This is a genomic window from Stenotrophomonas sp. STEN013 (assembly GCF_056760355.1).
In genome coordinates this window covers 1-22,185 of record NZ_JBRREO010000002.1, presented here as the reverse complement: position 1 = coordinate 22,185, position 22,185 = coordinate 1, and the positions used below count along the sequence as shown (strand labels likewise).

20 protein-coding genes are annotated in these 22,185 nt (G+C 66.7%); 13 read left to right on the top strand and 7 right to left on the bottom strand.

From position 1 onward, the window contains the following. Window positions 1–82 precede the first annotated feature (82 nt). The 3 genes from ACVOMH_RS04165 (at window position 83) to ACVOMH_RS04155 (ending at window position 4,258) form a co-directional block, all read left to right on the top strand. Window positions 83–505 carry a hypothetical protein gene (locus tag ACVOMH_RS04165; RefSeq protein WP_054657966.1) on the top strand — a complete coding sequence of 141 codons (423 nt, stop codon included), beginning with the start codon at window positions 83–85 and terminating at the stop codon, window positions 503–505. Window positions 506–666: 161 nt separating this feature from the next. Continuing rightward, on the top strand, window positions 667–3,621 hold the full coding sequence (locus ACVOMH_RS04160; protein ID WP_481551168.1) for a TonB-dependent receptor domain-containing protein: 2,955 nt from the start codon (window positions 667–669) through the stop codon (window positions 3,619–3,621). A gap of 175 nt (window positions 3,622–3,796) precedes the next feature. After that, on the top strand, window positions 3,797–4,258 hold the full coding sequence (locus tag ACVOMH_RS04155; protein ID WP_481551167.1) for a 2OG-Fe(II) oxygenase: 462 nt from the start codon (window positions 3,797–3,799) through the stop codon (window positions 4,256–4,258). On the opposite strand, the gene ACVOMH_RS04150 is transcribed toward ACVOMH_RS04155, so the two are convergent. Continuing rightward, window positions 4,243–6,063 (bottom strand): tetratricopeptide repeat-containing sulfotransferase family protein, encoded by a 1,821-nt coding sequence (locus ACVOMH_RS04150; protein WP_481551166.1) that lies wholly within the window; start codon window positions 6,061–6,063, stop codon window positions 4,243–4,245. The genes ACVOMH_RS04155 and ACVOMH_RS04150 overlap by 16 nt on opposite strands. Window positions 6,064–6,457: 394 nt before the next feature. On the opposite strand from ACVOMH_RS04150, the gene ACVOMH_RS04145 reads away from it, so the two are divergent. Continuing rightward, window positions 6,458–7,399: a helix-turn-helix domain-containing protein gene (locus ACVOMH_RS04145; protein ID WP_481551165.1), complete on the top strand. Its 942-nt coding sequence runs from the start codon at window positions 6,458–6,460 to the stop codon at window positions 7,397–7,399. Window positions 7,400–7,405: 6 nt separating this feature from the next. On the opposite strand, the gene ACVOMH_RS04140 is transcribed toward ACVOMH_RS04145, so the two are convergent. Next, a complete protein-coding gene (locus ACVOMH_RS04140) occupies window positions 7,406–8,857 on the bottom strand; it encodes an NAD(P)(+) transhydrogenase (Re/Si-specific) subunit beta (protein ID WP_481551164.1) in 1,452 nt (483 codons plus the stop codon). Continuing rightward, window positions 8,854–9,162 (bottom strand): NAD(P) transhydrogenase subunit alpha part 2, encoded by a 309-nt coding sequence (locus ACVOMH_RS04135; RefSeq protein WP_481551163.1) that lies wholly within the window; start codon window positions 9,160–9,162, stop codon window positions 8,854–8,856. The genes ACVOMH_RS04140 and ACVOMH_RS04135 overlap by 4 nt, the downstream gene beginning before the upstream one ends. Window positions 9,163–9,320: 158 nt before the next feature. Between ACVOMH_RS04135 and ACVOMH_RS04130 the strand changes: the two genes are divergently transcribed. From ACVOMH_RS04130 to ACVOMH_RS04120, 3 genes are read left to right on the top strand one after another with little or no spacing between them, the layout of a single operon-like run. After that, window positions 9,321–9,848 carry an RNA polymerase sigma factor gene (locus tag ACVOMH_RS04130; protein ID WP_054657974.1) on the top strand — a complete coding sequence of 176 codons (528 nt, stop codon included), beginning with the start codon at window positions 9,321–9,323 and terminating at the stop codon, window positions 9,846–9,848. Next, window positions 9,845–10,192: a hypothetical protein gene (locus ACVOMH_RS04125; RefSeq protein WP_481551162.1), complete on the top strand. Its 348-nt coding sequence runs from the start codon at window positions 9,845–9,847 to the stop codon at window positions 10,190–10,192. The genes ACVOMH_RS04130 and ACVOMH_RS04125 overlap by 4 nt, the downstream gene beginning before the upstream one ends. Before the next feature lie 5 nt (window positions 10,193–10,197). Then, complete coding sequence (locus ACVOMH_RS04120; RefSeq protein ID WP_425480570.1) at window positions 10,198–10,614, top strand: DUF3106 domain-containing protein; 417 nt, start codon at window positions 10,198–10,200, stop codon at window positions 10,612–10,614. 52 nt (window positions 10,615–10,666) lie between these two features. Here the strand turns inward: ACVOMH_RS04120 and ACVOMH_RS04115 are convergent, their stop codons facing one another. Both ACVOMH_RS04115 and ACVOMH_RS04110 read right to left on the bottom strand, forming a co-directional pair. Beyond that, on the bottom strand, window positions 10,667–11,770 hold the full coding sequence (locus tag ACVOMH_RS04115; RefSeq protein ID WP_481551161.1) for an NAD(P) transhydrogenase subunit alpha: 1,104 nt from the start codon (window positions 11,768–11,770) through the stop codon (window positions 10,667–10,669). A 66-nt stretch (window positions 11,771–11,836) separates the two neighbouring features. Next, on the bottom strand, window positions 11,837–14,134 hold the full coding sequence (locus tag ACVOMH_RS04110) for a DUF1631 domain-containing protein (RefSeq protein ID WP_481551160.1): 2,298 nt from the start codon (window positions 14,132–14,134) through the stop codon (window positions 11,837–11,839). 315 nt (window positions 14,135–14,449) lie between these two features. Between ACVOMH_RS04110 and ACVOMH_RS04105 the strand changes: the two genes are divergently transcribed. From ACVOMH_RS04105 to ACVOMH_RS04090, 4 genes are read left to right on the top strand one after another with little or no spacing between them, the layout of a single operon-like run. After that, window positions 14,450–15,022 (top strand): nitroreductase family protein, encoded by a 573-nt coding sequence (locus tag ACVOMH_RS04105; protein WP_481522801.1) that lies wholly within the window; start codon window positions 14,450–14,452, stop codon window positions 15,020–15,022. Further along, the gene (locus tag ACVOMH_RS04100) at window positions 15,010–15,957 is read left to right on the top strand and encodes a 5'-3' exonuclease (RefSeq protein WP_096144951.1); all 948 of its coding nucleotides are present in this window, start codon (window positions 15,010–15,012) and stop codon (window positions 15,955–15,957) included. Before ACVOMH_RS04105 ends, ACVOMH_RS04100 begins: the two co-directional genes overlap by 13 nt. Continuing rightward, entirely contained in the window at window positions 15,954–16,505 is a 552-nt protein-coding gene (locus ACVOMH_RS04095; protein WP_054659947.1) for an NUDIX hydrolase, read from the top strand. The genes ACVOMH_RS04100 and ACVOMH_RS04095 overlap by 4 nt, the downstream gene beginning before the upstream one ends. Beyond that, the gene (locus ACVOMH_RS04090; protein WP_481551159.1) at window positions 16,486–17,295 is read left to right on the top strand and encodes an N-formylglutamate amidohydrolase; all 810 of its coding nucleotides are present in this window, start codon (window positions 16,486–16,488) and stop codon (window positions 17,293–17,295) included. The genes ACVOMH_RS04095 and ACVOMH_RS04090 overlap by 20 nt, the downstream gene beginning before the upstream one ends. Window positions 17,296–17,362: 67 nt before the next feature. Here ACVOMH_RS04090 and pip read toward each other — a convergent pair whose 3' ends face one another. Then, on the bottom strand, window positions 17,363–18,307 hold the full coding sequence (gene pip, locus ACVOMH_RS04085; protein ID WP_481522799.1) for a prolyl aminopeptidase: 945 nt from the start codon (window positions 18,305–18,307) through the stop codon (window positions 17,363–17,365). Between the two features lie 209 nt (window positions 18,308–18,516). Further along, on the bottom strand, window positions 18,517–19,359 hold the full coding sequence (gene prmC / locus ACVOMH_RS04080) for a peptide chain release factor N(5)-glutamine methyltransferase (RefSeq protein WP_481551158.1): 843 nt from the start codon (window positions 19,357–19,359) through the stop codon (window positions 18,517–18,519). A 303-nt stretch (window positions 19,360–19,662) separates the two neighbouring features. Between prmC and ahpC the strand changes: the two genes are divergently transcribed. Together ahpC and ahpF are read left to right on the top strand one after the other, a co-directional pair. Then, the gene (gene ahpC, locus ACVOMH_RS04075) at window positions 19,663–20,226 is read left to right on the top strand and encodes an alkyl hydroperoxide reductase subunit C (RefSeq protein ID WP_054660843.1); all 564 of its coding nucleotides are present in this window, start codon (window positions 19,663–19,665) and stop codon (window positions 20,224–20,226) included. Window positions 20,227–20,451: 225 nt separating this feature from the next. After that, window positions 20,452–22,050: an alkyl hydroperoxide reductase subunit F gene (gene ahpF / locus ACVOMH_RS04070; RefSeq protein ID WP_481551157.1), complete on the top strand. Its 1,599-nt coding sequence runs from the start codon at window positions 20,452–20,454 to the stop codon at window positions 22,048–22,050. The last annotated feature ends 135 nt before the right edge of the window (window positions 22,051–22,185 follow it).

Here is a 22,185-nt window from a genome sequence, read left to right as displayed (position 1 = left end):
TTCCCGCAAGGCGGCCATTTTATCCGACTGGGCACCCTCGCCGCTGAAACGCTATGCTGCCGAATCTGTTCGGGAATGCCCCATGTCCTTAGTTTCCTCGCCGGCCGGTCGCCCCCACCACTGGCTCTGGCCGCTGTTGCTGCTGCTGGGGAGTATCACCATCGCCGTCGCGTGGCTGCTGGCCGCGCTGGCCACCGGTACCCAGGCCGGCTGGATGGCGGTCCTGGCCGCCCTGGAAGCAGCCTGGATGCTGCGCCTGGGCACCTTCCGCGCGGGCCGCGCGCGGGTCGTCATCGCCATCGCCGCCACCGTGCTGATTGCCGCTGCCGCCAACTGGGGCATCGCCGCCGCGTATATGGGCGGACCGATGGGCCTGAACCCGTGGGAATCGGCATTGCGTATGGGCCCGCACCTGGCCTGGACGCTGCTGGCCCTGGCCAACGGCCTGCCCGAAATGCTCTGGCTATCCATCGCGCTGCTGGTGGCGTGGCGCGCAGCGCGCTGACGCGGGCTGTTGTTCCGGGTGCAACCCCGGTCAAATAAATCCCAATCCTGTCGGGGCGAAATGTCAGTTCCGGCACATAGACCTGTGCCTGATGCGCACACTCATCGGCGTTAAATATTCGTAATTTCTTCGCACCGAGTACCCACCCTGCGGAGTCAAACGTGAGTATCCAGCCCCTGAGCCACGCCATTCGTTGCGCCCTGCTGCCGATGTCCACCGCCGCGCTGGCGCTGGGCGCGGTCGGCGACGTCCTCGCCCAGGACACGCCTCCCAAGGAAGAAGCCACCAACCTGGATCGCATCCAGGTCACCGGTTCGCGCATCAAGCGCGCCGATCTGGAAACCTCCAGTCCGGTGTTCGTGATCGATCGCCAGAACATCGACAACTCCGGCGCAGCCACGGTCGGCGAGTTCCTGCAGCGCACACCGGCCATTGCCGGTGCCGCCACCAATCCCCAGGTCAACAACGGCGGTGGCGCCGGCGCGGCCACCATCGACCTGCGCGGCCTGGGCGTGAACCGCTCGCTGGTGCTGGTCGACGGGCGTCGCTGGATCGGCACCGTCAGCAACGCCAACGGCGCGGTAGACGTCAACTCGATTCCGATGGCGGCCATCGAACGCGTGGAGGTGCTCAAGGATGGCGCCTCTGCGATCTATGGCTCCGATGCCATCGGCGGCGTGGTCAATTTCATTCTGCGCAAGGATTTCGATGGCCTGGAGGCCTCCGCCTACTACGGCATCTCCTCGCGCGGCGATGCCGGTACGCAACGCTTTGACGCGACCTTCGGCATGACCGGCGAGAAGGGCAACCTGATCCTGGGCGCGAGCTATGACAAGGAGGATTCGGTCAGCGCAGCCGACCGTGCCTATTCCAGCCAGCCCTACCAGCTGTATGCCGGCGAAAAAGGCATCGGCGGCACCAGCCGCATCCTCACCGGCCGCTATGTGTTGCCGCGCGATGTCGCGCTGGCCCGTGGCGCCACGCTCGATGCGAACTGCGCCCAGCCCAGTGCCGCCAATCCCAATCCGAACGTGGTGCTGACCCGCATCGACGGCCGGCCGGGAACCTCGGGCTCCGACTTCCGCTGCTTCAACGGCCAGACCGACGTCTACAACTTCCAGGCCGACGGCAACCTCAACCTGACGCCGCAGGAACGCACCAGCATGTTCGTCAGCGGCAACTACCGCCTGAGCCAGCATGTCGAAGCCTTTCTGCTGGGCTCCTGGCTCAAGACCGAGTCCTCGTTCTTCATCGCGCCGCTGCCATTCGACGGCCGTGCCGCGGTCGACAACGTGCCGATCAGCAAGGACAGCATCTACAACCCGTTCGGCGTGGACATCACCGATGCGCGTCTGCGCCTGCGTGACTTCATCCCGACCCGTACCACCCGATTCGAGACCGATACCTACCAGATCACCGCGGGTTTGCGCGGCAATTTCGGCGACAGCAGCTGGAGCTGGGATGCGGCCTACTCCTATGGCCGGACGCCGCAAAGCTCGTCGGTACGCGGCTACCTGTACAGCCCCGGCCTGACCGATGCGCTTGGCCCGTCGATGATTGACCCGGCCACCGGCAACCCGATCTGCGTGCGGACACCGGGCGATGCCACCACGGCTATCGCCGGTTGCCTGCCGGTCAACTTCATGGGCCCGGCCCCGGATCCGAACACCCCTGCCGGCCAGGCGCAGCTGGCGGCCTTGAACCTGATCAACCCCACCATCACCAATTCCAACGAAAACGACCTGAAGGTCTTCAGCGCCAATATCACCGGTGACATGTTCGAGCTGCCCGCCGGTATGGCCTCGCTGGCGGTCGGCGTGGAACGCCGCGAAGAATCGGCCAGCTCCACCAGTGACTTCCTGACCATCATCCCGCCGGGCGAAACGGTGTGTCTGATCACCCAGGAAGCCTGTACGTTCGGTGATATCTCGGGTTCGTTCGATGTCAACGAGATCTACGCCGAAGCCCTGCTGCCCCTGCTTTCGGATATGCCGTTCGCCGACAAACTCACTGTCACTCTCGGCACCCGCTACTCGGACTACTCCAACTTCGGCGGCACCACCAATTCCAAGATCGGTGTGGAGTGGAAGCCGTTTGCCGACCTGCTGGTCCGCGCCACCTACGCCGACGTGTTCCGCGCTCCGACCATCGGCGATCTGTATGCGCCGACCGTCCCCAGCGCCAACACCTATACCGACCCCTGCAACGGCTACACCGGCGGCAACCCCGTCGCCTGTGCTGGCGTTCCCACGGATGGCTCGTTCCAGCAAAGCAACAACCAGGTCACCTCGTTCCAGGTTGCCGATCCCAACCTGCAACCCGAGGAAGGCAACGTCCTCACTTATGGCTTCGTCTACAGCCCGGGCTGGCTGGAAGGTTTCAGCGTCACCGCCGACTACTGGCGGGTGAAACTGGACCAGTTCATCACCAACCTGCCGGAAAACGTGATACTCAACCAGTGCTTCAACCAGGGCCGCTACTGCGACACCTTCGTCCGTGACGACGCCGGCGACGTTGCCCAGATGACCAACGTGATCGGCAACTTCGGCAGCCTGAAGACCTCCGGCGTGGACATCGGCATGCGCTACATGTTCCCCGAAAGCGCCTGGGGCAAGTTCTCCTGGAACCTGGATGCCACCTATCTGGCCGAGTACAACGTGCGGCTGCTGGCCGGCGATCCCACCAGCGACGTCGGCGCATTCCCGGAGATTCCGGAGAGCGTTGGCCTGGCCGGCACCTTTGTCGACAATGCCTCCTCCGGCTTTGGCAACCTGGCCCGCTGGCGCGCGCTCAACGAAATCAGCTGGTCGCTCGGCAATCTGAGCGCCAGCATCACCACCCGCTATGTGCACCACGTCTACGAGGCGCCGGATGTGGCCGATCCCAGCGAGCCGGGCTTCGTCGCCAAGCGCCGGGTGCCGTCCTACACGCAGACCGACTTCCAGATCGGCTACCAGTTCGAGGAACTCAAGAACAGTTCCATCCAGGTCGGCGTGCGCAACCTTACTGACCGCCAGCCGCCGTTGATCTATTCTGGCTTCAACGCCTCTACGGACATGCGGACCTACGATGCCATCGGCCGTTACTACTGGATGCGCTGGACTGCCCGGTTCTGAGTCCACCCTCGCAACAGCATCATCCGCCGCGGCCAACGCCGCGGCGGATGCTTCCGGAGCGGACCTGCGCCATTACATCCGTACCTACGATCACAGCCTGCCCGCTGAGCTGTGCAGCAAACTCATCGACTCTTTCAATTCGCTGGCCCGCTTCCAGCAGCGCAACGGACGCGGCGTGCGCGCGGGCCTGGATGACAGCGCCTGGACCGAGCTGGACGTGAGCCGCCTGTCCGATGCCCCGTTTCTGTCCTTCTTCCGGCAACTGGTCAGCCAGGCATTGCACCGCTACAACACCGACGTGGGCCTGCCGATCGCCGTACCCGACAGCCCGCTGCTCAGTCCGCTGATCCTCAAGCGCTACCGTGCGGGGAACGAGGAAAAATTCCAGACCCACTTCGACTCCATCAATGAGGTCTGCGACCGTTATCTGGTGTTTCTCTGGTATCTGAACGATGTCGACAACGGTGGCCGGACCTGGTTCCCGGGCCTGCACACCGGGATCGCGCCGCGCGCTGGACGGTTGCTGATGTTCCCGCCGTACTGGATGTACGCGCATCAGGGGCAAGCCTCGCCGGACCAGGACAAGTACATCCTGTCGACGTACCTGCGCTTTCCGCAGCGTCAGTCCCATCTGTAGCCGTAGCGCTCCACCCACGGCGCCAGCGTGGCCAACGTGGCGTCACTGAAATGCGCGCGATAGCGTTTCCAGCGGTCGATGGCATTGGCATTGACCGGCTGGATCACCTGCGCGTAGCTGGGCGTGTTGATGCGTCGGGTGCGCGTCGCCGACGCGCGGTGTGACGCCAGTTGCTCCGGCGCCGTCGACAGCGAAAGAAACCCCATCAATGCCTCCAGCCGTGCGGGCACCTCCTGCACAAGGTCCTCATAGCGCAGTACATGCACGCGCACAGGCACGCGCTGGCGCTGCTCCTCCCACCACGCCATCACCGCCGCATAGGTGCGCGCGGTGGATTCCAGCGACGCAAAAGCCAGCGCGCCGCCGTTCATGCCGAATGCCTGCATGTGGCAACTCAACACGCAGTCACAGGGATGGCGCAGCAGCAGCAGCCAATCCGATTGCGGAAAAAGACGTGCCACATACGGCAGGCGCGTCATCGTCAACGGGTATTTGTCGACCAGGCGATGCCGCGGCTGCACATGACGGCGCACTTCGCTCCAGTAGCACTGATGCGCCTGCACGATCTGCGCGGGCCTGAGCGCGGCCAGCGAATGATCCAGATCGCTGTCCCGCCAGTGGGCGTCATTGCGCAGCTGCTCGATGGCAACCTCCAGCGCCGGCCGCTCGTCCAGCACATCCAGCTGCGGATGGGCATCCAGCATCCGCTCCAGCAGGGTGGTACCCGAGCGGGGAAATCCGACAAGAAACACCGGATCCACCGGCGCCGCATCTTCAACCGGAGCCCGCCATGACACGGGTGCGGGATGGCGCATGCGTTGCTGCAGCCAGCCCAAGGGGGCCGGAGGCCGGGTATCCGGCAGACGCTCCAGGAACGCCGCGCCTGCCGCATCGTGGGCGTGCGCCAATGCCGCCATAACGTCATCGACGGCACCCTGCATGTCGTGGCACTTGGCCAGCTCAAACTGCAACTGGGCCCGCATGGCGGCCGGCAGCTCGCGCGACAAGACAGGCATCAATCGTGCGATCGCGGCACCGGCATCGCCAAGCCGCCGCGACACGCGCGCCGAGGCCAACGCGAACATGCCGGCATCGGACGCTGCCGCTTCCGTCTCGATCTGATCAATTACGGTGGCGGCTTCGGGGAGGCGGTTCAGCCGTTCCAGCAGCAAGGCGAGCCGGATGCGCGATTCATGATCGCCAGGCGCCTGCTGCAGCAGGCGCCGATAGAGCGCCAACGCCTGTTGCTCCCTGCCGGCCTGCGCCCACAGCCAAGCCAAAACCCGTTGCTGCTCTGCATTGAGTCCTGCTTCATTCACGCCATCAAGACACTGCGCCAGCGCGTCGAACCGCTCCAACTCTGAAAGTGATTGCGCATAGGCCAGACGCACATCGTCAGCATCGGGCTCTGTTGCGAATGCTCGTGCCAACCAGTCGTTGGCTTCAACGAAACGGTGCAATGCAAGACACGCCAACCCCTGTCCCAGCCAACACGCCACTGTCTGGCTTCCCAGCGCCCGCGCACGCTGGAACGCAAGATCGGCGCCGGCGTGATCACGACATTCCAGACAGGCATTGCCCAGATTGATCCACAGCTCGGATGACTGCGGCTGCAGGCGTGTCGCCCGGTCCAGCAGCTGGCGTGCCGTCCCGGCTTCGCCCTGCTGGGCCATCGCCAGCGCCAGCATCTGGAGGCCTTGAACCGAATCGGGGGCCAGCTCCAACAGCTGGCGCATCAATGCCGCTGCCTGCCGTGGTTGACCGCGATTGAGGTAGTCGAGCGCCTGAGCAAGCTGGATCTGCACCACCGCCACGTCTCCCGATCAGTTTCAGAAGGAACAATAAGCAGATGAATTCGCAACAATGGTCTATCCGAATGCAAAGCCAGGCACGGCCTTGATCGAGCCATGCAAGCAGCATAAAGCCGTCCGGAAACCTGGCAACTCTCTCCCAGGCGAGACCTTGGCTCAGCCCTCGATACCAACAGGGCAAGCAGGGGGCATTCCGGATCTGCCCGGCATGTCCGGGCTTTTTTCATTACATCTTCACTCCCCGTCACGAACATTACGGACCTGATAGTTCCTGGCCGAATTCCACAGCCTGAATCGCCGTACTTTTCAGCGTGTCGATGGGTCGTTCCGTGCCTACGTCCCCGCCATTTCCCTGTATCGCCGGCTGCACGCCCGCAACGGAAGCGAAGTGAGAATCCAGCACCATCACCTCCACGGCATCCACTCCTTGGAGCTGCCGGCTCAACAACCGGCGTGCGTGCATGCCATCGCCGGCAGCAGCCGCGGCGCCAGGCTGTCGATTCCCGCCGGCTGGATCAGCGTCGTCGGGGTACTGCGCGGGGTGGTGGAGCTGGGCAATGGCGACACCCCCTGGCAACTGACCTCACGGCATCTGCAACTCTGGCTGGATGGCAACCTGCGCATCGCCTGCCGCACTTCATGCTGGTGGCTGTGCATCACCGCACCTGCACACGTGTGGCACGAGCTTCCCTGCCGCAGCCCCGGCGGCACCAATCTGATCCCGGGCGAAACCCGCTGCCCGCAGGAACTCGGCCGTCCCGTGGTGCACCTGGCGCGTGCGTGCTGGTTCGGCGGTGGCACCGACGAGGCCGCGGTAGTGGACAGCATGACCTGGCTCCGTGATGCACTGATCGAGCACCAGCAGGAACGGTACGACCAGCTGAACCGGTGCAGCGGACGTACCGCGGTGCGTCGCCATCAGACCCTGCTGCGCCTGCTGCGGGTGCAGCACCTGATCCGCTGCAACATCGATGACCGTCTCGACCTGGCCCGGCTTGCGGCTGTGGCCAACTACTCTCCGACCCACCTGATCCGCATCTACCGCAGCGTGTTTGGCGAGACGCCGTGCGAGTACGCCACGCGCCTGCGCCACCAGCGCGCGTGGGAGTTGGTCTACACCACCGACCTTTCGGTCTGCGAGATCGCCGATGCCCTGGGCTTTGAAAGCGAGAGTGCGTTCTGCCGTGCGTTCAAGCACGCCTTCGGCTGCACCACCAGCGAAGCACGGAAAGGCCTGCGCGCTCCCCCAGCATCATTTGCCTGTACCGGCCTCGTCGCCGACGACCTGCAACCACCTGCGGCGACCACCGCCCCCGTAGTTTTCCATTGAGCCCCCTCAGTGCCCGCCGTCCAGCGCCTTCAACTCGCTGACCAGTGAGCTGGCCGCTTCGGCACCATCGCCGTAAAGCATCCGCGTGTTGTCAGCATAGAACAGCGCGTTCTCGATGCCCGCAAAGCCGGTGCCCTTACCGCGCTTGATGACGATGGTGTTCTTGGAATGGACCACGTCCAGGATCGGCATGCCGTAGATCGGGCTGGTAGGGTCGGTCTTGGCCACCGGATTGACCACGTCGTTGGCGCCGATCACCAGCGAGACGTCGGTGGTGGCGAACTCGGGGTTGATGTCGTCCATGTCGGCGATCAGGTCATACGGCACGCCGGCCTCGGCCAGCAGCACGTTCATGTGCCCGGGCATGCGCCCGGCCACCGGGTGGATGGCGAACTTGACCTTGACCCCGCGCTCGATCAGCCGCTGCGCCAGTTCCCAGATCTTGTGCTGGGCCTGCGCCACCGCCATGCCGTAACCCGGCACGATCACCACGCGCTCGGCAAACGCCATCATCGCCGCCACATCGGCGGCCTCGATCGGCTTCTGCGAACCACTGATCTCCGCCCCCTGGCCGCCGCCGAAGTGGGAGAACAGCACGCCGCTGATCGGCCGGTTCATCGCCCTGGCCATCAGCCGGGTCAGCAGGATACCGGCCGCGCCGACCATCATGCCGGCAATGATCAAGGCCTCGTTGCCCAGCACATAGCCCTCGAAAGCCACCGCCAGGCCGGTGAAGGCGTTGTACAGCGAAATCACCACCGGCATGTCGGCGCCACCGATCGGCAGCGTCATCAGCACGCCCAGCGCCAACGCCACGGCGAAGAAGCCGATGATCGCCAGCGGCTGCAGGCTGATCGCCGCCCACACCCCCAGCACCAGCATCGCCACCGCCACCAGCAGGTTGAACACCTGCTGCCCGGGGAAGGTGACGCGCTTGTCCAGGCGCCCGTCGAGCTTGGCCCAGGCGATGATCGAACCGGACAGCGATACCGCGCCAATCACCGAGCCGATCACCGCCAAGGTCAGCACCGTCGCGGACGGCTGCCGCGCCGCCAGATCGGCGATGGCCTGCGCGCTCCAGTGGCGGGTGTCCCGGCCGGCGACGTCGGCGAAGCGCAGCAGCTCCACCGCACCGATCGCCGCCGCCGACCCGCCACCCATGCCGTTGTACAGCGCCACCATCTGCGGCATGTCGGTGATGGCCACCTTCTTGGCCGATACCCAGGCCAGTCCGGTGCCCAGCCCCAGCGCCAGCGCGATCAACGCGAGGTTGTGCAGCCCGGGCAGGAAGAACGTGGCCGCCGTGGCGATCAGCATGCCCAGTCCGGCCCAGTGGATGCCGCTGCGCGCGGTCTTCGGCGAGGCCATCCGCTGCAGACCGAGCAGGAACAGGGTGGCCGCGACCAGATAGCTGGCGCTCACCAGCCAGGAAAGCAGTTGCGTGGTTGTCAGGTTCAAGCCTTGTCCTCCGTGCTGCCGGCCTTCTTGCTGGACTTGAACATCTCCAGCATCCGCTCGGTGACCACATAGCCACCGGCCGCGTTGCCTGCGCCCAGGACCACGGCGACAAAGCCGATGGCCTTCTCCAGCGTGGTGTCGGCGTGGCCCAGCACCACTATCGCGCCGATCAGCACGATGCCATGGATGAAGTTGGAACCGGACATCAGCGGGGTGTGCAGGATCACCGGCACCCGCGAGATGATCACGTGGCCGGCGATCGCGGCCAGCATGAAGATGTACAACGCTACGAACCCGTCGCTCATTGCTGTGTTCTCCAAGGCTGGATGCGCCCGTCCGGCATCATAACCATGCAACGAAAGCCGAGGCGACCGCTGCCGTGTCAACCGATCCGGCGCCCAGGCGTTATTCCATCCAGAACCCCACGGAACGCTACCCTGTGCTGGTGACCAGTCCACCCCTGATGCCATCTGCCGCGGCACCGGCCTCGCTGGACGTATTTCTGGCCGGGGTCGGCCCGCGCGCCTTCCGTTTCGCCGAGGCCGGTCTGCGCCAGCGCGAGGACGCGCTGGACGCGGTGCAGGACGCGATGGAGCGGATGCTCGGCTACCGCGACCAGCCGCCCGAGGAATGGACCCCGCTGTTCTGGAGCATCCTGCGCCGGCGCATCATCGACCTGCAGCGGCGCCGCAGCTTCCGCTTGAAGTTCTGGGCACCGCAGGACGAACAGGACCAGGACAGTGCCATCGACTGGGCCGACCACGCCGCCGGTCCTGCACAGGCGCACGAGCAGCGCGAGGACTACGCGCGGCTGGTGCAGGCGTTGCGGCGGCTGCCTGCCCGCCAGCGCGAAGCTTTCAGCCTTCGCGTGCTGCAGGAGCTGGATGTCGCCACCACCGCCAGAGCGATGGGCTGTTCGGAAGGCTCGGTCAAAACCCACCTGTCGCGCGCGCGCGACGCATTGCAGAAACAACTGGAGGCCACGCGGTGAACCGCCTGCCCACACCCCCCGATCAGTTCGACCACCGGCTGCAGCTGCTGCAGCAGCACGCCGATGGCGCGCTGTCGCACGACACCCTGGCCCGCCTGCGGGGTGCCCGACAGGCCACTGCGGCTGAGGCGACATCCCCCTGGCGACGCCGCGGCTGGTGGCTGGCCACCGCCTGCTCGGCGGTGCTTGCCGTTACCGCGGCGCTGCAGTTCGACCGCGCCCCGCCGCCCGCCGCGCCGGTGCTGGCGGACGATGCCGGCGATATCCCCGATGACACCCTGCTGTTCGAGCAGAGCCCGGAGCTGTACCTGTGGCTGGGCTCGGACGCCCTGGCGATGGAATGAAGACGATGACAACCTCCCTGCCCCGCGTGCTGATCCCGCTGCTGCTGTGCCTGAGCGCCCCGCTGGCCGCCCAGACGCTGCCCGAATGGGAGCAACTCACTCCCGCCCAGCGCGAAACCCTGATCGCCCCGGTCCGCGACCGCTGGAACGCATCGCCCGAGCGCCGCCAGCGCATGTACGAACACGCCCGCGGCTGGCAGCAGATGACACCCGAGCAGCGCGAACAGGCCCGCCGTGGCATGCACCGGTTCGAACACATGACGGCCGAGCAGCGGCGCGACGCGCAGGCGCTGTTCGCCAGGATGCGCGGCATGGACAAGCAGCAGCGCCAGCAGCTGCGCGAGCAGTGGCACAAGATGACGCCCGAACAGCGCCGGCAGTGGGTGCAGGCCAATCCGCCACCGGCGCGTTCCGAGCCCTGAGCCCGGCTGCGCCGGCCCGGCCGGCACAGGTGCCCTCCCCGGGAGGGGAGGCTCAGACCGGCGGAATCTCGCCGCCGGCCGGGCGCGCAGGCCACACCGTCTTGGCCAGCAGCTCGTCGTTCCAGTCGAAAGCCAGCGCGCCATTTTTAAGGAACAGCGCCACGAAGTTGTAGACGTTGCGCGCGTACATCTCGCTGGCATGCACCGCGCCCATGCTGGCCAGATTGAGCGGGCCGGCCACGGTCACGCCGCCCACCTCCACCGTCTGCCCCGGCTGTGTCGCTTCGCAGTTGCCGCCGGTTTCCGCGGCCAGATCGACGATCACGCTACCGGGCTTCATGCCGGCCACCATCGCGGCGCTGATGATGCGCGGCGCCGGCCGGCCCGGTACCGCGGCGGTGCAGATCAGTACATCCACACTCTTGAGATGCTCGGCCAGACGGCGCTGCTGTTCGGCCCGCTCGTCCTCGGTGAGTTGCCGCGCATAGCCGCCCTCACCGGCCGCACTGACGCCCAGATCCAGGAATTTTGCGCCCAGCGATTGGATCTGTTCACGGGTTTCCGGACGCACATCGAAACCCTCCACCTGTGCGCCCAGACGCCTGGCGGTGGCAATGGCCTGCAGACCCGCCACCCCTGCCCCCACCACCAGCACCCTGGACGGACGGATGGTGCCGGCGGCCGTGGTCAGCATCGGAAAGAACCGCGGCGCCAGCTGCGCGGCGATCAAGGTCGCCTTGTAGCCGGCCATGCCGGCCTGGGAGCTGAGCACATCCATGGCCTGCGCACGCGTGGTGCGCGGCAATTTTTCCAGCGGAAAAGCCTGCAACTGGCGGGCCTGCAGTGCGTCGGCGCGCGCGGGATCGGCCTGCGGCTGCAGCATGCCCACCAGCACCGCGCCGGGCTTGAGCTGGGCGATGGTCGGCGGTGGCGGTGCCTGTACACACAGCACCACATCGGCCGATTCCAGCGCATCGCTGATCTGCGCACCGACCTCGCGATAGGCCTGGTCGGTGAAACCGGCAGCACTGCCAGCTCCGGGATGGACATGCACCCGGGCACCGGCGGCCAGCAGTTTCCTGACGGTTTCCGGCGTGGCGGCCACCCGCCGCTCGCCCTGTGCAGCTTCTTTCAACACGCTTACATCAACGGCCATACCCGTCCCCGATGCGCAGTCATCTGCCGCCCCGGATCGTAGCAAAGCCGCCGCCGGTGAAGGGAATCAGTGCAGCGTGGCGGTCTGCGGATCGAGCCGGTCGATCACGCCCTGCATCGCGCTGTCGAAGGCGCCATCGTCCATGTGCGGGCGCAGCCGCTCCAGCCGCACCATCACCGCCAGTTCCTCCGGCGAAGCCACACAGAAACGCACCCCGCGGCGGTTGACGAACAGCAGTCGCGAGGAGATCGGACTCACCCACGACAGCTTGCCGGCCTGGACCTTGCCATCCTTGTCGACGAAATCCAGCCAGGTGCCGATTTCCATATGACGGAAGCGGTCGGCATCGGTGTGGTCGAAATCCTGCGCGTGCGCGGCTCCGCCCAGTTCGATGGCCGGATTCTCCGGGGCCGGCGGAGTGGGCAACGCCACCTGCGGCAGTTCCGGCAACGGCCGCTCCAGTTCCGGACGGGCCTCGGCGATGGACTGCAAGGTGTCATGCAGCGCGTCGATGGCCACCACACTGGCCTCGCCGTGCAGGCCGACGCTGGCAAACACCTTGCGCAACACCGGCTGACTGGTCTGCAGCCACAGCTTGCCGACGATATGCCGGCGCGCCTCGGCCACTTCTTCGAGCATCGTGTCGGCCAGCGCCAGCGCCTCGTCGATACCCTCGCCGCTCTCGCCTTCGCGCAGCAGGCTCAGGGTAAGGTGATGACTCCACGGCTGGCGCAGGAAATCGGCGATGGCACCGGGCAACGGCGCGCCGGCCAGACGTTTTTCCAGCTCGGCGGCAGCACGGGTGCGAGCCAGTTCCAGCTTTTCCTGGCCGCGCTGGGTCTCGGCCGCACGACGCTCGGCGATTTCGATACGCCGGCGGTGCTGGCCCAGGAAGTCGCGGAATTCTTCTTCCAGGGTCAGGAAAATCGCCAGGTTCTCGTTGAACTCGGCAATCAGGCGTTCGATGATCTCCTCGACCTTGCCCATCAGCACCCGCTCGGCCGGGCTTTCGCCGGTATTGCCCTCACAGGCTTCGGCCAGTGAATTGAGCAGCTTGCGCGCCGGGTGGGTCTTCTGCACGAACATCCGCCGGTCCAGCAGCGCCACCTTGACGAACGGCACCACCAGACGGCCAATGAGTTCGCGCGAGCGGCCTTCCAGCTCACGCTCGTCCAGCATCACGTCGAACAGCATGCCGACCAGATCGATCGCGTCCTCGTCCTGCGGGTCCAGACGGGCCTGGCTCGGGTCCACGCCCAGCTGGGTGGCACCGGACAGCACCTCGCTCTTCAGGCGCTGCGCCAGCGACTCGCCGTCCTCGCCCACGGCCGCACGCAGCGTGGCACTGGGGGTGGCCTGCAGCAGCGACAGCACCGACATCATTTCGCGCTGGCTCAGCGGCCGTTGCTGGCCGACCGCCACCTGCGCGGCCGCGGTGGCGTCCTCGCGTACGTGGCGGGTCTGCGCCAACAGTTCCTGCAGCGCCTCCAGCAATACGGCAGGGCTGGCGGGACCGGCGCCTGGCTCGCCATGACCAGCGCCATATCCGCCGGACTCGGCGGCCGACATCGCACCGCGCCGCTGGCTCCAGCGATCGACAAACCGGCGCGCCCACGCCGGGGCCTGCTGCGGATCGTAGAGGTCCTCTCCGGTCTCCGCGGCAGACGACGGTACCTGCGCGGCCGGCCGCGGCGCGGCGCGGCGCGGCTGTGAAATCTCCGGCATCACGCCGGCCTGCGCCAGCTGCTCGTCCAGGCTCTGGTAGACCTTGCCGATCATGTGCGCGAACTCGCGCTCGCACAGCTTGATCAGCACCAGACGCACTTCCGGCGCCAGATCACAGGTGGAAAACGCCTCGTGCACGGCCACACCGATGTGCTCGGCACCAATGGGGTTGGTATCGGCATCGAGTTCGGCAACGCCCCCGATCCAGGCCAGGCGGCGGTCGATCCGCGCCAGCACCGGCTTCCAGTCGCGCAGCAGCACGGTGGCGAAATTGCGCACCGCCAGCCGCGATTCGAGCACATGTTCGGGTACCAGACTCAGCCCACCCTCGGTCTGACCGGCCAGTACGCTCTCAGCCGATTGAACGGTACCCGCCTCCAACGCATCCCACGCCTTGCGCAGATGGGTGTTGAACAGGGTGCCGATTTCCTCCCGGCGACGACGCAGTTCACGCATGCCATCCAGGAACAACAGCTGGGATGCGCCGGCACCTTCCGCGCGATCGAACAGGGCATCGTCAAAACCGGCCAGCACTTTGCCGAAAGAGGCCCCCAGCGCAGGCAGCACGGCGTTGCGCACCTGCACCAGCAGCGCCCGGTTTTGCCCGGAGTGCCCGGACGGATGCGGATTGGACATCATGCGCAACAGCTCCACACCCGGACAAACGCTCGGTTGTTGGGTATCAGATAAGAGTGGACGGACGCTATCCCTGTTTCCGCCCGCACATGGTAGGCGGGAAAGCTGAACAGGGTCAGTGATGGAGTGCGCACTTCGTACCTCGTGACCGGCGTCCCGGTATGGAGTGCCATGCTAAGCGGCACGCCGGTTGTTGGCGAATCTGCGCACATTCAGCCATGCGGACGCAGTGCACAGAATTGGCGGGCAGCCCGTCACAACCGGCCCCGAGAGCCCCGACGTCTATAATCGATGGCCGTTTTCCCTGTCTGAGCCCCCATGCCCGACAACTGCTTCCTGCAAGCGCTGGACCAGCGCCGCTCGGTTCCCTCACGGCTGCTGGAGGCCCCCGCTCCGGACGACGCCACCGTGCTGCGCATGCTGCAATCGGCGGTCCGCGTACCCGACCACGGCAAGCTGGTGCCGTTCCGTTTTCTGCGCCTGCGCGGCGATGCCCGTCACAATCTGGGCGAATTCCTCGCCCGCCGCAGCCGCGAGCGCAACCCGCAGGTGGCCGAGGCCGCGGTGGAGAAAGACCGCCTGCGCTTCTCGCACGCCCCGCTGATCATCACCGTGATCGCGCGGCTGCAGGAGGACAAGGTGCCACCGCAGGAGCAGCTGCTTACCGCCGGCTGCGTCTGCTTTGCGCTGCTGCAGGCCGCCCAGGGCTTCGGCTTCGGTGCGCAGTGGCTGACCGCCTGGATGGCCTATGACGCGGAAGTGGCGCGATATCTGGGTCTGACCGAAGACGAGCGCATTGTCGGCTTCATCCATATCGGTACACCGAAGCTGCAGGCACCCGAACGCGACCGCCCCGATCCGGCGGTGCTGCTGCAGGACTGGCAGGCGTGAACGCAGCCGCCGTGCCGCAACCGCTGTACCTGATCGATGCCAGCATCTACATCTTCCGCGCCTGGCATTCGATGCCGGACGACTTCCAGGACAGCCAGGGCTGGCCGGTCAATGCGGTACATGGCTTTTCCCGTTTTCTGCTGGACCTGCTCGAACGCGAGCGTCCACGGCACATCGCCGTGGCGTTCGACGAGGCGCTGGACAGCGGCTTCCGCCATCAGCTATACCCGGCTTACAAGGCCAACCGCGATCCGGCCCCGGAAGAACTGCGCCGCCAGTTCGCCCACTGCAAGGCACTGTGCGCCGCGCTGGGCCTGAACGTGTTGGGCGACCGCGCCTACGAGGCCGATGACCTGATCGGCAGCGCGCTGCATGCGGCGCGCGCGCACCCGCTGCGCGGAGTGATCATCTCAGCCGACAAGGACCTCTCGCAGCTGCTGGGCGACCACGACCAGCAGTGGGACTACGCGCGCAACCAGCGCTGGGACGCGGCCGGGGTGAAAGCCCGGCACGGCGTGCACGCCCATCAGATTGCCGACTACCTGGCGCTGTGCGGCGATGCGGTGGACAACATTCCCGGCGTGTCCGGTATCGGCGCCAAATCGGCAGCGGTGCTGCTGGCGCATTTCGGCAGCCTGGACACGCTGCTCGAACGCATCGACGAGGTGCCGTTCCTGCGCCTGCGCGGTGCGGCCACGATGGCCACGCGCCTGCGTGAGCAGCGCGAGCAGGCCTTGCTTTTCCGCCAGCTGACCACCATTGCCGTGGACGCGCCGCTGGCCACCGCGCAGCCCGGCTTCCTCCGTACCCAGGCCGATGCCGACATGCTCGGCGGGCTGTGCGAGGCGCTGCGTTTCGGCCCGATGACCCGGCGCCGGCTGCTGGCCGCGGCCGGACTGGAATCCCCTCCCGCTTCCGTCAACGAGTTCGCATGAATCACAACACCGCAGAACCCCGCGTCGTCTATGAAGGCAAATACCAGCGCATGCTGGTGCGGGGCAGCTGGGAATATTCCGAGCGCACCCATGCCGGTGGACTGGCGGCGATCATCATCGCCGTCACCCCGACCGACAATGTGCTGTTCGTCGAACAGTTCCGCGTGCCGCTGCAGGCGCGCACCATCGAGATGCCGGCCGGGCTGGTGGGTGACATCGACGCCGGCGAGTCGATCGAGGCCTCGGCGGTGCGCGAGCTGGAAGAGGAAACCGGCTGGACCGCCGCGCACGCCGAGGTGCTGATGATCGGCCCCACCTCCTCCGGCGCCAGCAGCGAGAAGATCGCCTTCGTCCGCGCCACCGGCCTGCGCAAGGTCGGTGCCGGCGGTGGCGATGGCAGCGAGGACATCACCGTGCACGAGATCCCGCGTGCCCGCGCCGCCGCCTGGCTGGTGGAGAAGATGGGCGAAGGCTACGAGCTGGACGCCAAGCTCTGGGCCGGGCTGTGGATGATCGAACACCATCTGGATGGCACCCCACGTGGCTGATTCGGGCAATACCCGCCCCGTCCCGCTGCTGGGCAGCAGCGATCCGGCCGTGTTCACCGTGCACAACCCGCACGGCCGCTCGCCTTTCCTGCTGCTGGCCGACCATGCCGGCCAATGCGTGCCGGCGACGCTGGAAATTCTCGGGCTGCCGCCGCACGAGCTGGACCGCCACATCGGCTGGGATATCGGCATCGCCGGCACCACCCGTGAACTGGCGCGGCGGCTGGATGCGTGGGCGATCGAGCAGACCTATTCGCGGCTGGTGATCGACTGCAACCGGCCGCTGGCGTCACCGACGCTGATTCCGGAAACCAGCGACGGCACCGCCATTCCCGGCAATCTCGGCTTGAGCGAGGCGCAGCGCCGGCAGCGCATCGACACCATCCACACGCCCTACCACGCCCGCATCGAAGCCGAACTGGCGCGCCGACGCGACGCCGGCCTGCCGACGCTGCTGGTGATGATGCACAGCTTCACCCCGGCGATGGACGGCGTACAGCGCCCCTGGCACGCCGGCGTGCTGTACCACCGCGACACCCGCTTCGCCAAGGCCCTGCTGCGGGCGCTGCGCGACGAGGGTGACCTGGTGGTCGGCGACAACCAGCCGTATTCGGTCAACAGCAGCAGCGACTACGCGGTGCCGGTGCACGGCGAAGGCCGCGGACTGGTGCATGTGGAACTGGAGATTCGCCAGGACCTGATCGCCGGGGCCGCCGGCCAGCACGCCTGGGCGGCGCGCCTGGAGCGGATCTTCCGCGCCCTGCAGCCAGCCCTGCTGGCCCTGGCCTGAGCGAACCCGGCCGGAAACGCGAACGGGCGGCCCAGGCCGCCCGTTTTCACTTCAGTGGCGCATCCGCTCAGGCGGCGAACGCATCGGTGGCGCGCACCAGCGCGTCCACGTTCTCGGCCTCGAACGCCGAATGGCCCGAGCCCGGGGTGATGTGCAGCTGCGCCTTGGGCCAGAGCTTGTGCAGGTCCCAGGCATTGGCCAGCGGGCACACCACGTCGTAGCGGCCGTGCACGATCACGCCCGGGATATGGGCGATCTTGTGCGCGTCGCGCAGCAGCTGGTCTTCCACTTCGAAGAAACCGCCGTTGACGAAGTAGTGGTTCTCGATGCGGGCGAAGGCCAGTGCGAACTGCGGATCCTCGTGACTGTTGATGAAGTCGTCATCCACATGCAGGAAGCTCGTCGCGCCCTCCCATACGCTCCAGGCGCGTGCGGCAGCCAGACGGGTGGCTTCGTCCTCGCTGGTCAGGCGGCGGTGGAAGGCGGAGATCAGGTCGTGCCGCTCCACCGCCGGAATCGGCTTGAGGTAGTGCTCCCACGCATCCGGGAACAGGCGGCTGGCACCTTCCTGGTAGAACCATTCCAGTTCCCAGCGGCGCAGCATGAAGATGCCGCGCAGCACCAGTTCGGTGACCCGCTGCGGGTGGGCCTGCGCATAGGCCAGCGCCAGGGTCGAGCCCCAGCTGCCGCCGAACACCTGCCACTTCTCGACGCCGAGCTGCTCGCGCAGCTTCTCGATGTCGGCGACCAGGTCCCAGGTGGTGTTGTCCACCAGATCGGCGTGCGGCGTGGAACGGCCCGAGCCGCGCTGGTCGAACAGGATGATGCGGTACCTGGACGGGTCGTGGAACTGGCGCATCTTGGTGGTGCAGCCGCCGCCGGGGCCGCCGTGCAGCATCACTACCGGCTTGCCGTTCGGATTGCCGCACTGCTCGAAATACAGGGTGTGGCGGTCGTCAACGGCAAGCGTGCCGGTGTCGTAGGGCTCGATGGCCGGATAGAGCGTGCGCATGGCAACCTCGCTGGAAACAGGCCCCACAGTCTAGCGCAGCGCCCGGGGACGACTGCCCGCTCAGCGCCCCTCCGGCGGGACACCAACCGCGACCGATCGCGGGCCGCGGTGATCCGATCCCGCAGCAGCCATCCGTCGAACCGCGGGCGCGCCTGGCGCAACCGCCACGTGTCGCTGTAGTCCATGCGCCACAGCCGCGCCGCCGGCTATCAGCCGGGCCAACGCCCCAGGGTGACCCGGTCGCGCCGCTCCAGGTCCTGCACGGTCCCGAGGCTGGTGAAACCGGCCTGCGCCAGCAGGTCACGGATCGCGGCGCCCTGGTCCCGGCCGTGTTCGAGCAGCAGCCAGCCGCCGGGCACCAGGTGTTCGTGCGCGCCAGCGATGATCTCGCGGATCGCATCCAGCCCGTCGGCGCCCGAGGCCAGCGCCGGCGGCGGCTCGAAACGCAGGTCGCCCTGCTGCAGATGCGGATCGTTGGCGGCGATATACGGCGGATTGCTGACGATCATGTCGAAGCGGTCCGCGCCCAGCGCCGCGTACCAGTGGCCGCGACGGAACCAGACATTGTCCAGCCCATGCGCCTGCGCATTCTTCACCGCCACCGCCAGCGCCGGGCCGAGCACGTCGGTGGCCATCACCGTCGCCAACGGGCGCTCGCTGGCGATGGACAGGGCCACCGCACCGCTGCCGGTGCCCAGGTCGGCCACCCGCACCATGTCATCGGCCGGCAACCGTGCCAGCGCCTGTTCCACCAGCAGCTCGGTTTCCGGGCGCGGGATCAGCGTGGCGGTATTGACCTGCAGGTCCAGCGTCCAGAAACCGCGCCGGCCGGTCAGATAAGCCAGCGGATGGCCCTCGGCCCGGCGCTGCAGCAGCAGTTCGAACCGCTGCCGGGCCTCGTCGGCCACCGCGTCGGTGGCATGGGCGAACAGCCAGGCCCGCTCCACCCCCAGCACATGCAGCAGCAACTGTTCGGCCTCATGGCGGGCGTCTTCACCGGACAGACGCGTAGCGGCTTCCCGCAACAGCTCGGCAACCTTCACCGTGGACACTTCTCTACCTCTTCGCGGGAATTTTCCAAGGGGGCGAGGATAGTCACCGCGCCCGGCGCTGCCTACCGCCATCGCGGGGCGATGGATAAAGCCTGCCTATGCCAGATCATTCAGGTTCAGCCGGAACCGCCTTGGAAACCCGGTAACGCCCCCGATATCAGGCCGCGTGGGCAGTGGATGAAACGGGATCGATAGCATCAACCTATTGATCCGATGCATTCAATTCATTTGTTTTATAAGATCCCGCCTATTAGTCTTTGCTCCAACGCTTCACCCCACCCCTTCAACCCAGAGGAATCTTCAATGTCCCTTATCAACACCCAGGTTCAGCCGTTCAAAGCCAACGCGTTCCACAACGGCAAGTTCATCGAAGTCACCGACGCCTCGCTGAAGGGCAAGTGGTCGGTCCTGATCTTCATGCCGGCAGCGTTCACCTTCAACTGCCCGACCGAGATCGAAGACGCCGCCGAGCATTACGCCGAGTTCCAGAAGGCCGGTGCCGAGGTCTACATCGTCACCACCGACACCCACTTCTCGCACAAGGTGTGGCATGAAACCTCGCCGGCCGTGGGCAAGGCGCAGTTCCCGCTGGTCGGCGACCCGACCCACCAGCTGACCAACGCCTTCGGCGTGCACATTCCGGAAGAAGGCTTGGCCCTGCGCGGCACCTTCGTGATCAATCCGGAAGGCGTGATCAAGACCATGGAAATCCATTCCAACGAGATCGCCCGTGACGTCTCCGAGACCCTGCGCAAGCTGAAGGCTGCCCAGTTCACCGCCGCCAACCCGAACCAGGTCTGCCCGGCCAAGTGGAAGGAAGGCGAGAAGACCCTGACCCCGTCGCTGGACCTGGTCGGCAAGATCTAAGCGCCGCAGCTCCGTGGCGAGGGGCCGGAAATCCGGCTCCTCTCACGGGCACTCCCACCCCGCCTGTGCGGCGGGCGTGGGGGTGAACCGCACCGGGTTTGACGCCAGCCAGCGGCGTGCAGGCCAGCCGGAAAAGTCCGGTGCGGTTCACCCCTACTTCAACCGGTACGTTGCCCCGCAACCGTGCCCTCCCCCCCGTTTTGCCCCGATCCAAGGAGTTGCGCCGTGCTTGATGAATCCCTCAAGACCCAGTTGCAGCAGTACATGGGCCTGCTGCGCCAACCGCTGCGCCTGATCGCCTCGCTCGATGACAGCGCCGCCAGCCAGGACATGCGCGGCCTGCTGGACGACATCGTCACCGCCGGCAACGGCAAGATCACGCTCGATGCCACCGGCACCGATGCCCGCACCCCCTCGTTCGTGATCGCCCGCGAAGGCGAGAACCATGGCGTGCGTTTTGCCGGCCTGCCGCTGGGCCACGAGTTCGAATCGCTGGTGCTGGCCCTGCTGTGGACCGGCGGCCATCCGCCGAAGGTGGCGCAGGACGTGATCGACAGCATCAAGGCCATCGATCAGTCGTTCGATTTCGAGGTCTACATGTCGCTGACCTGCCACAACTGCCCGGACGTGGTGCAGGCGCTGGCGCTGATGGCGATCGTCAACCCGAAGATCCGCACCACGGTGATCGAGGGCGGGGCGTTCCAGCAGGAAGTGGAACAGCGCCAGGTGATGGCCGTGCCGATGGTGTTCCAGGGTGGCCAGATGTTCGACTCCGGCCGCATGAGCCTGGAGCAGATCGTCGCCAAACTCGACACCGGCGCGGCAACCCGCGAGGCCGAGAAGATCAAGGCCAAGGACGCATTCGACGTGCTGGTGGTGGGCGGCGGTCCGGCCGGCGCGGCCGCGGCGATCTACGCCGCGCGCAAGGGCATCCGCACCGGTGTCGCTGCCGAGCGTTTCGGCGGACAAGTGTTGGACACCCTGGCGATCGAGAACTTCATCTCGGTGCAGCACACCGAGGGCCCCAAGCTGGCTGCCGCACTGGAAGCCCACGTGCGCGAGTACGAGGTGGACATCATGAACCTGCAGCGCGCCACCACGCTGGTGCCGGCCGGTGCCGATGGTCTGGTCGAAGTACAGCTGGAGAACGGTGCCTCGCTGAAATCCAAGACGGTGATCCTGTCCACCGGCGCCCGCTGGCGGCAGATGAACGTGCCGGGCGAGGACCAGTACCGCAACAAGGGCGTGGCGTACTGCCCGCACTGTGACGGTCCGCTGTTCAAGGGCAAGCGCGTGGCGGTGATCGGCGGCGGCAATTCCGGCGTCGAGGCGGCCATCGACCTGGCCGGCATCGTCAGCCACGTCACCGTGTTCGAGTTCGACAGCAAGCTGCGTGCCGACCAGGTGCTGCAGGACAAGCTGTACAGCCTGCCCAATGTGAAGGTGATCCTCAACGCGCAGACCACCGAAGTGCTCGGCGACGGCCAGAAGGTCAACGGCCTGGTCTATACCGACCGCGTCGGCGGCGATTCGCACCGGGTCGAACTGGAAGGCATCTTCGTGCAGATCGGCCTGCTGCCCAACACCGAGTGGCTGCGCGGCACGGTGGAACTCAGCAACCGGGGCGAGATCGTCATCGACGAGCGCGGCCAGACCAGTGTGCCGGGCGTGTTCGCCGCCGGCGACTGCACCACGGTGCCGTACAAGCAGATCATCATCGCCATGGGCGCCGGCTCGACCGCCGCACTGGGGGCGTTCGATCACCTGATCCGCAGCTCCGCACCGCAGCCGGCGGCGGCCACCGCGGTGGTGGAAACCGCCTGAACCTTCCGACGCCCCCCCCCCCGGGGCGGCGCGCTGGCGGGGCCGGCGCCCCGCGCCCCCGGGGACGGAGGCCCCGGTGAAACAGCGAGCCCGAAAAGAAAATGTGGGGCGGGGCCGCCCCCACCACAAAGCGCC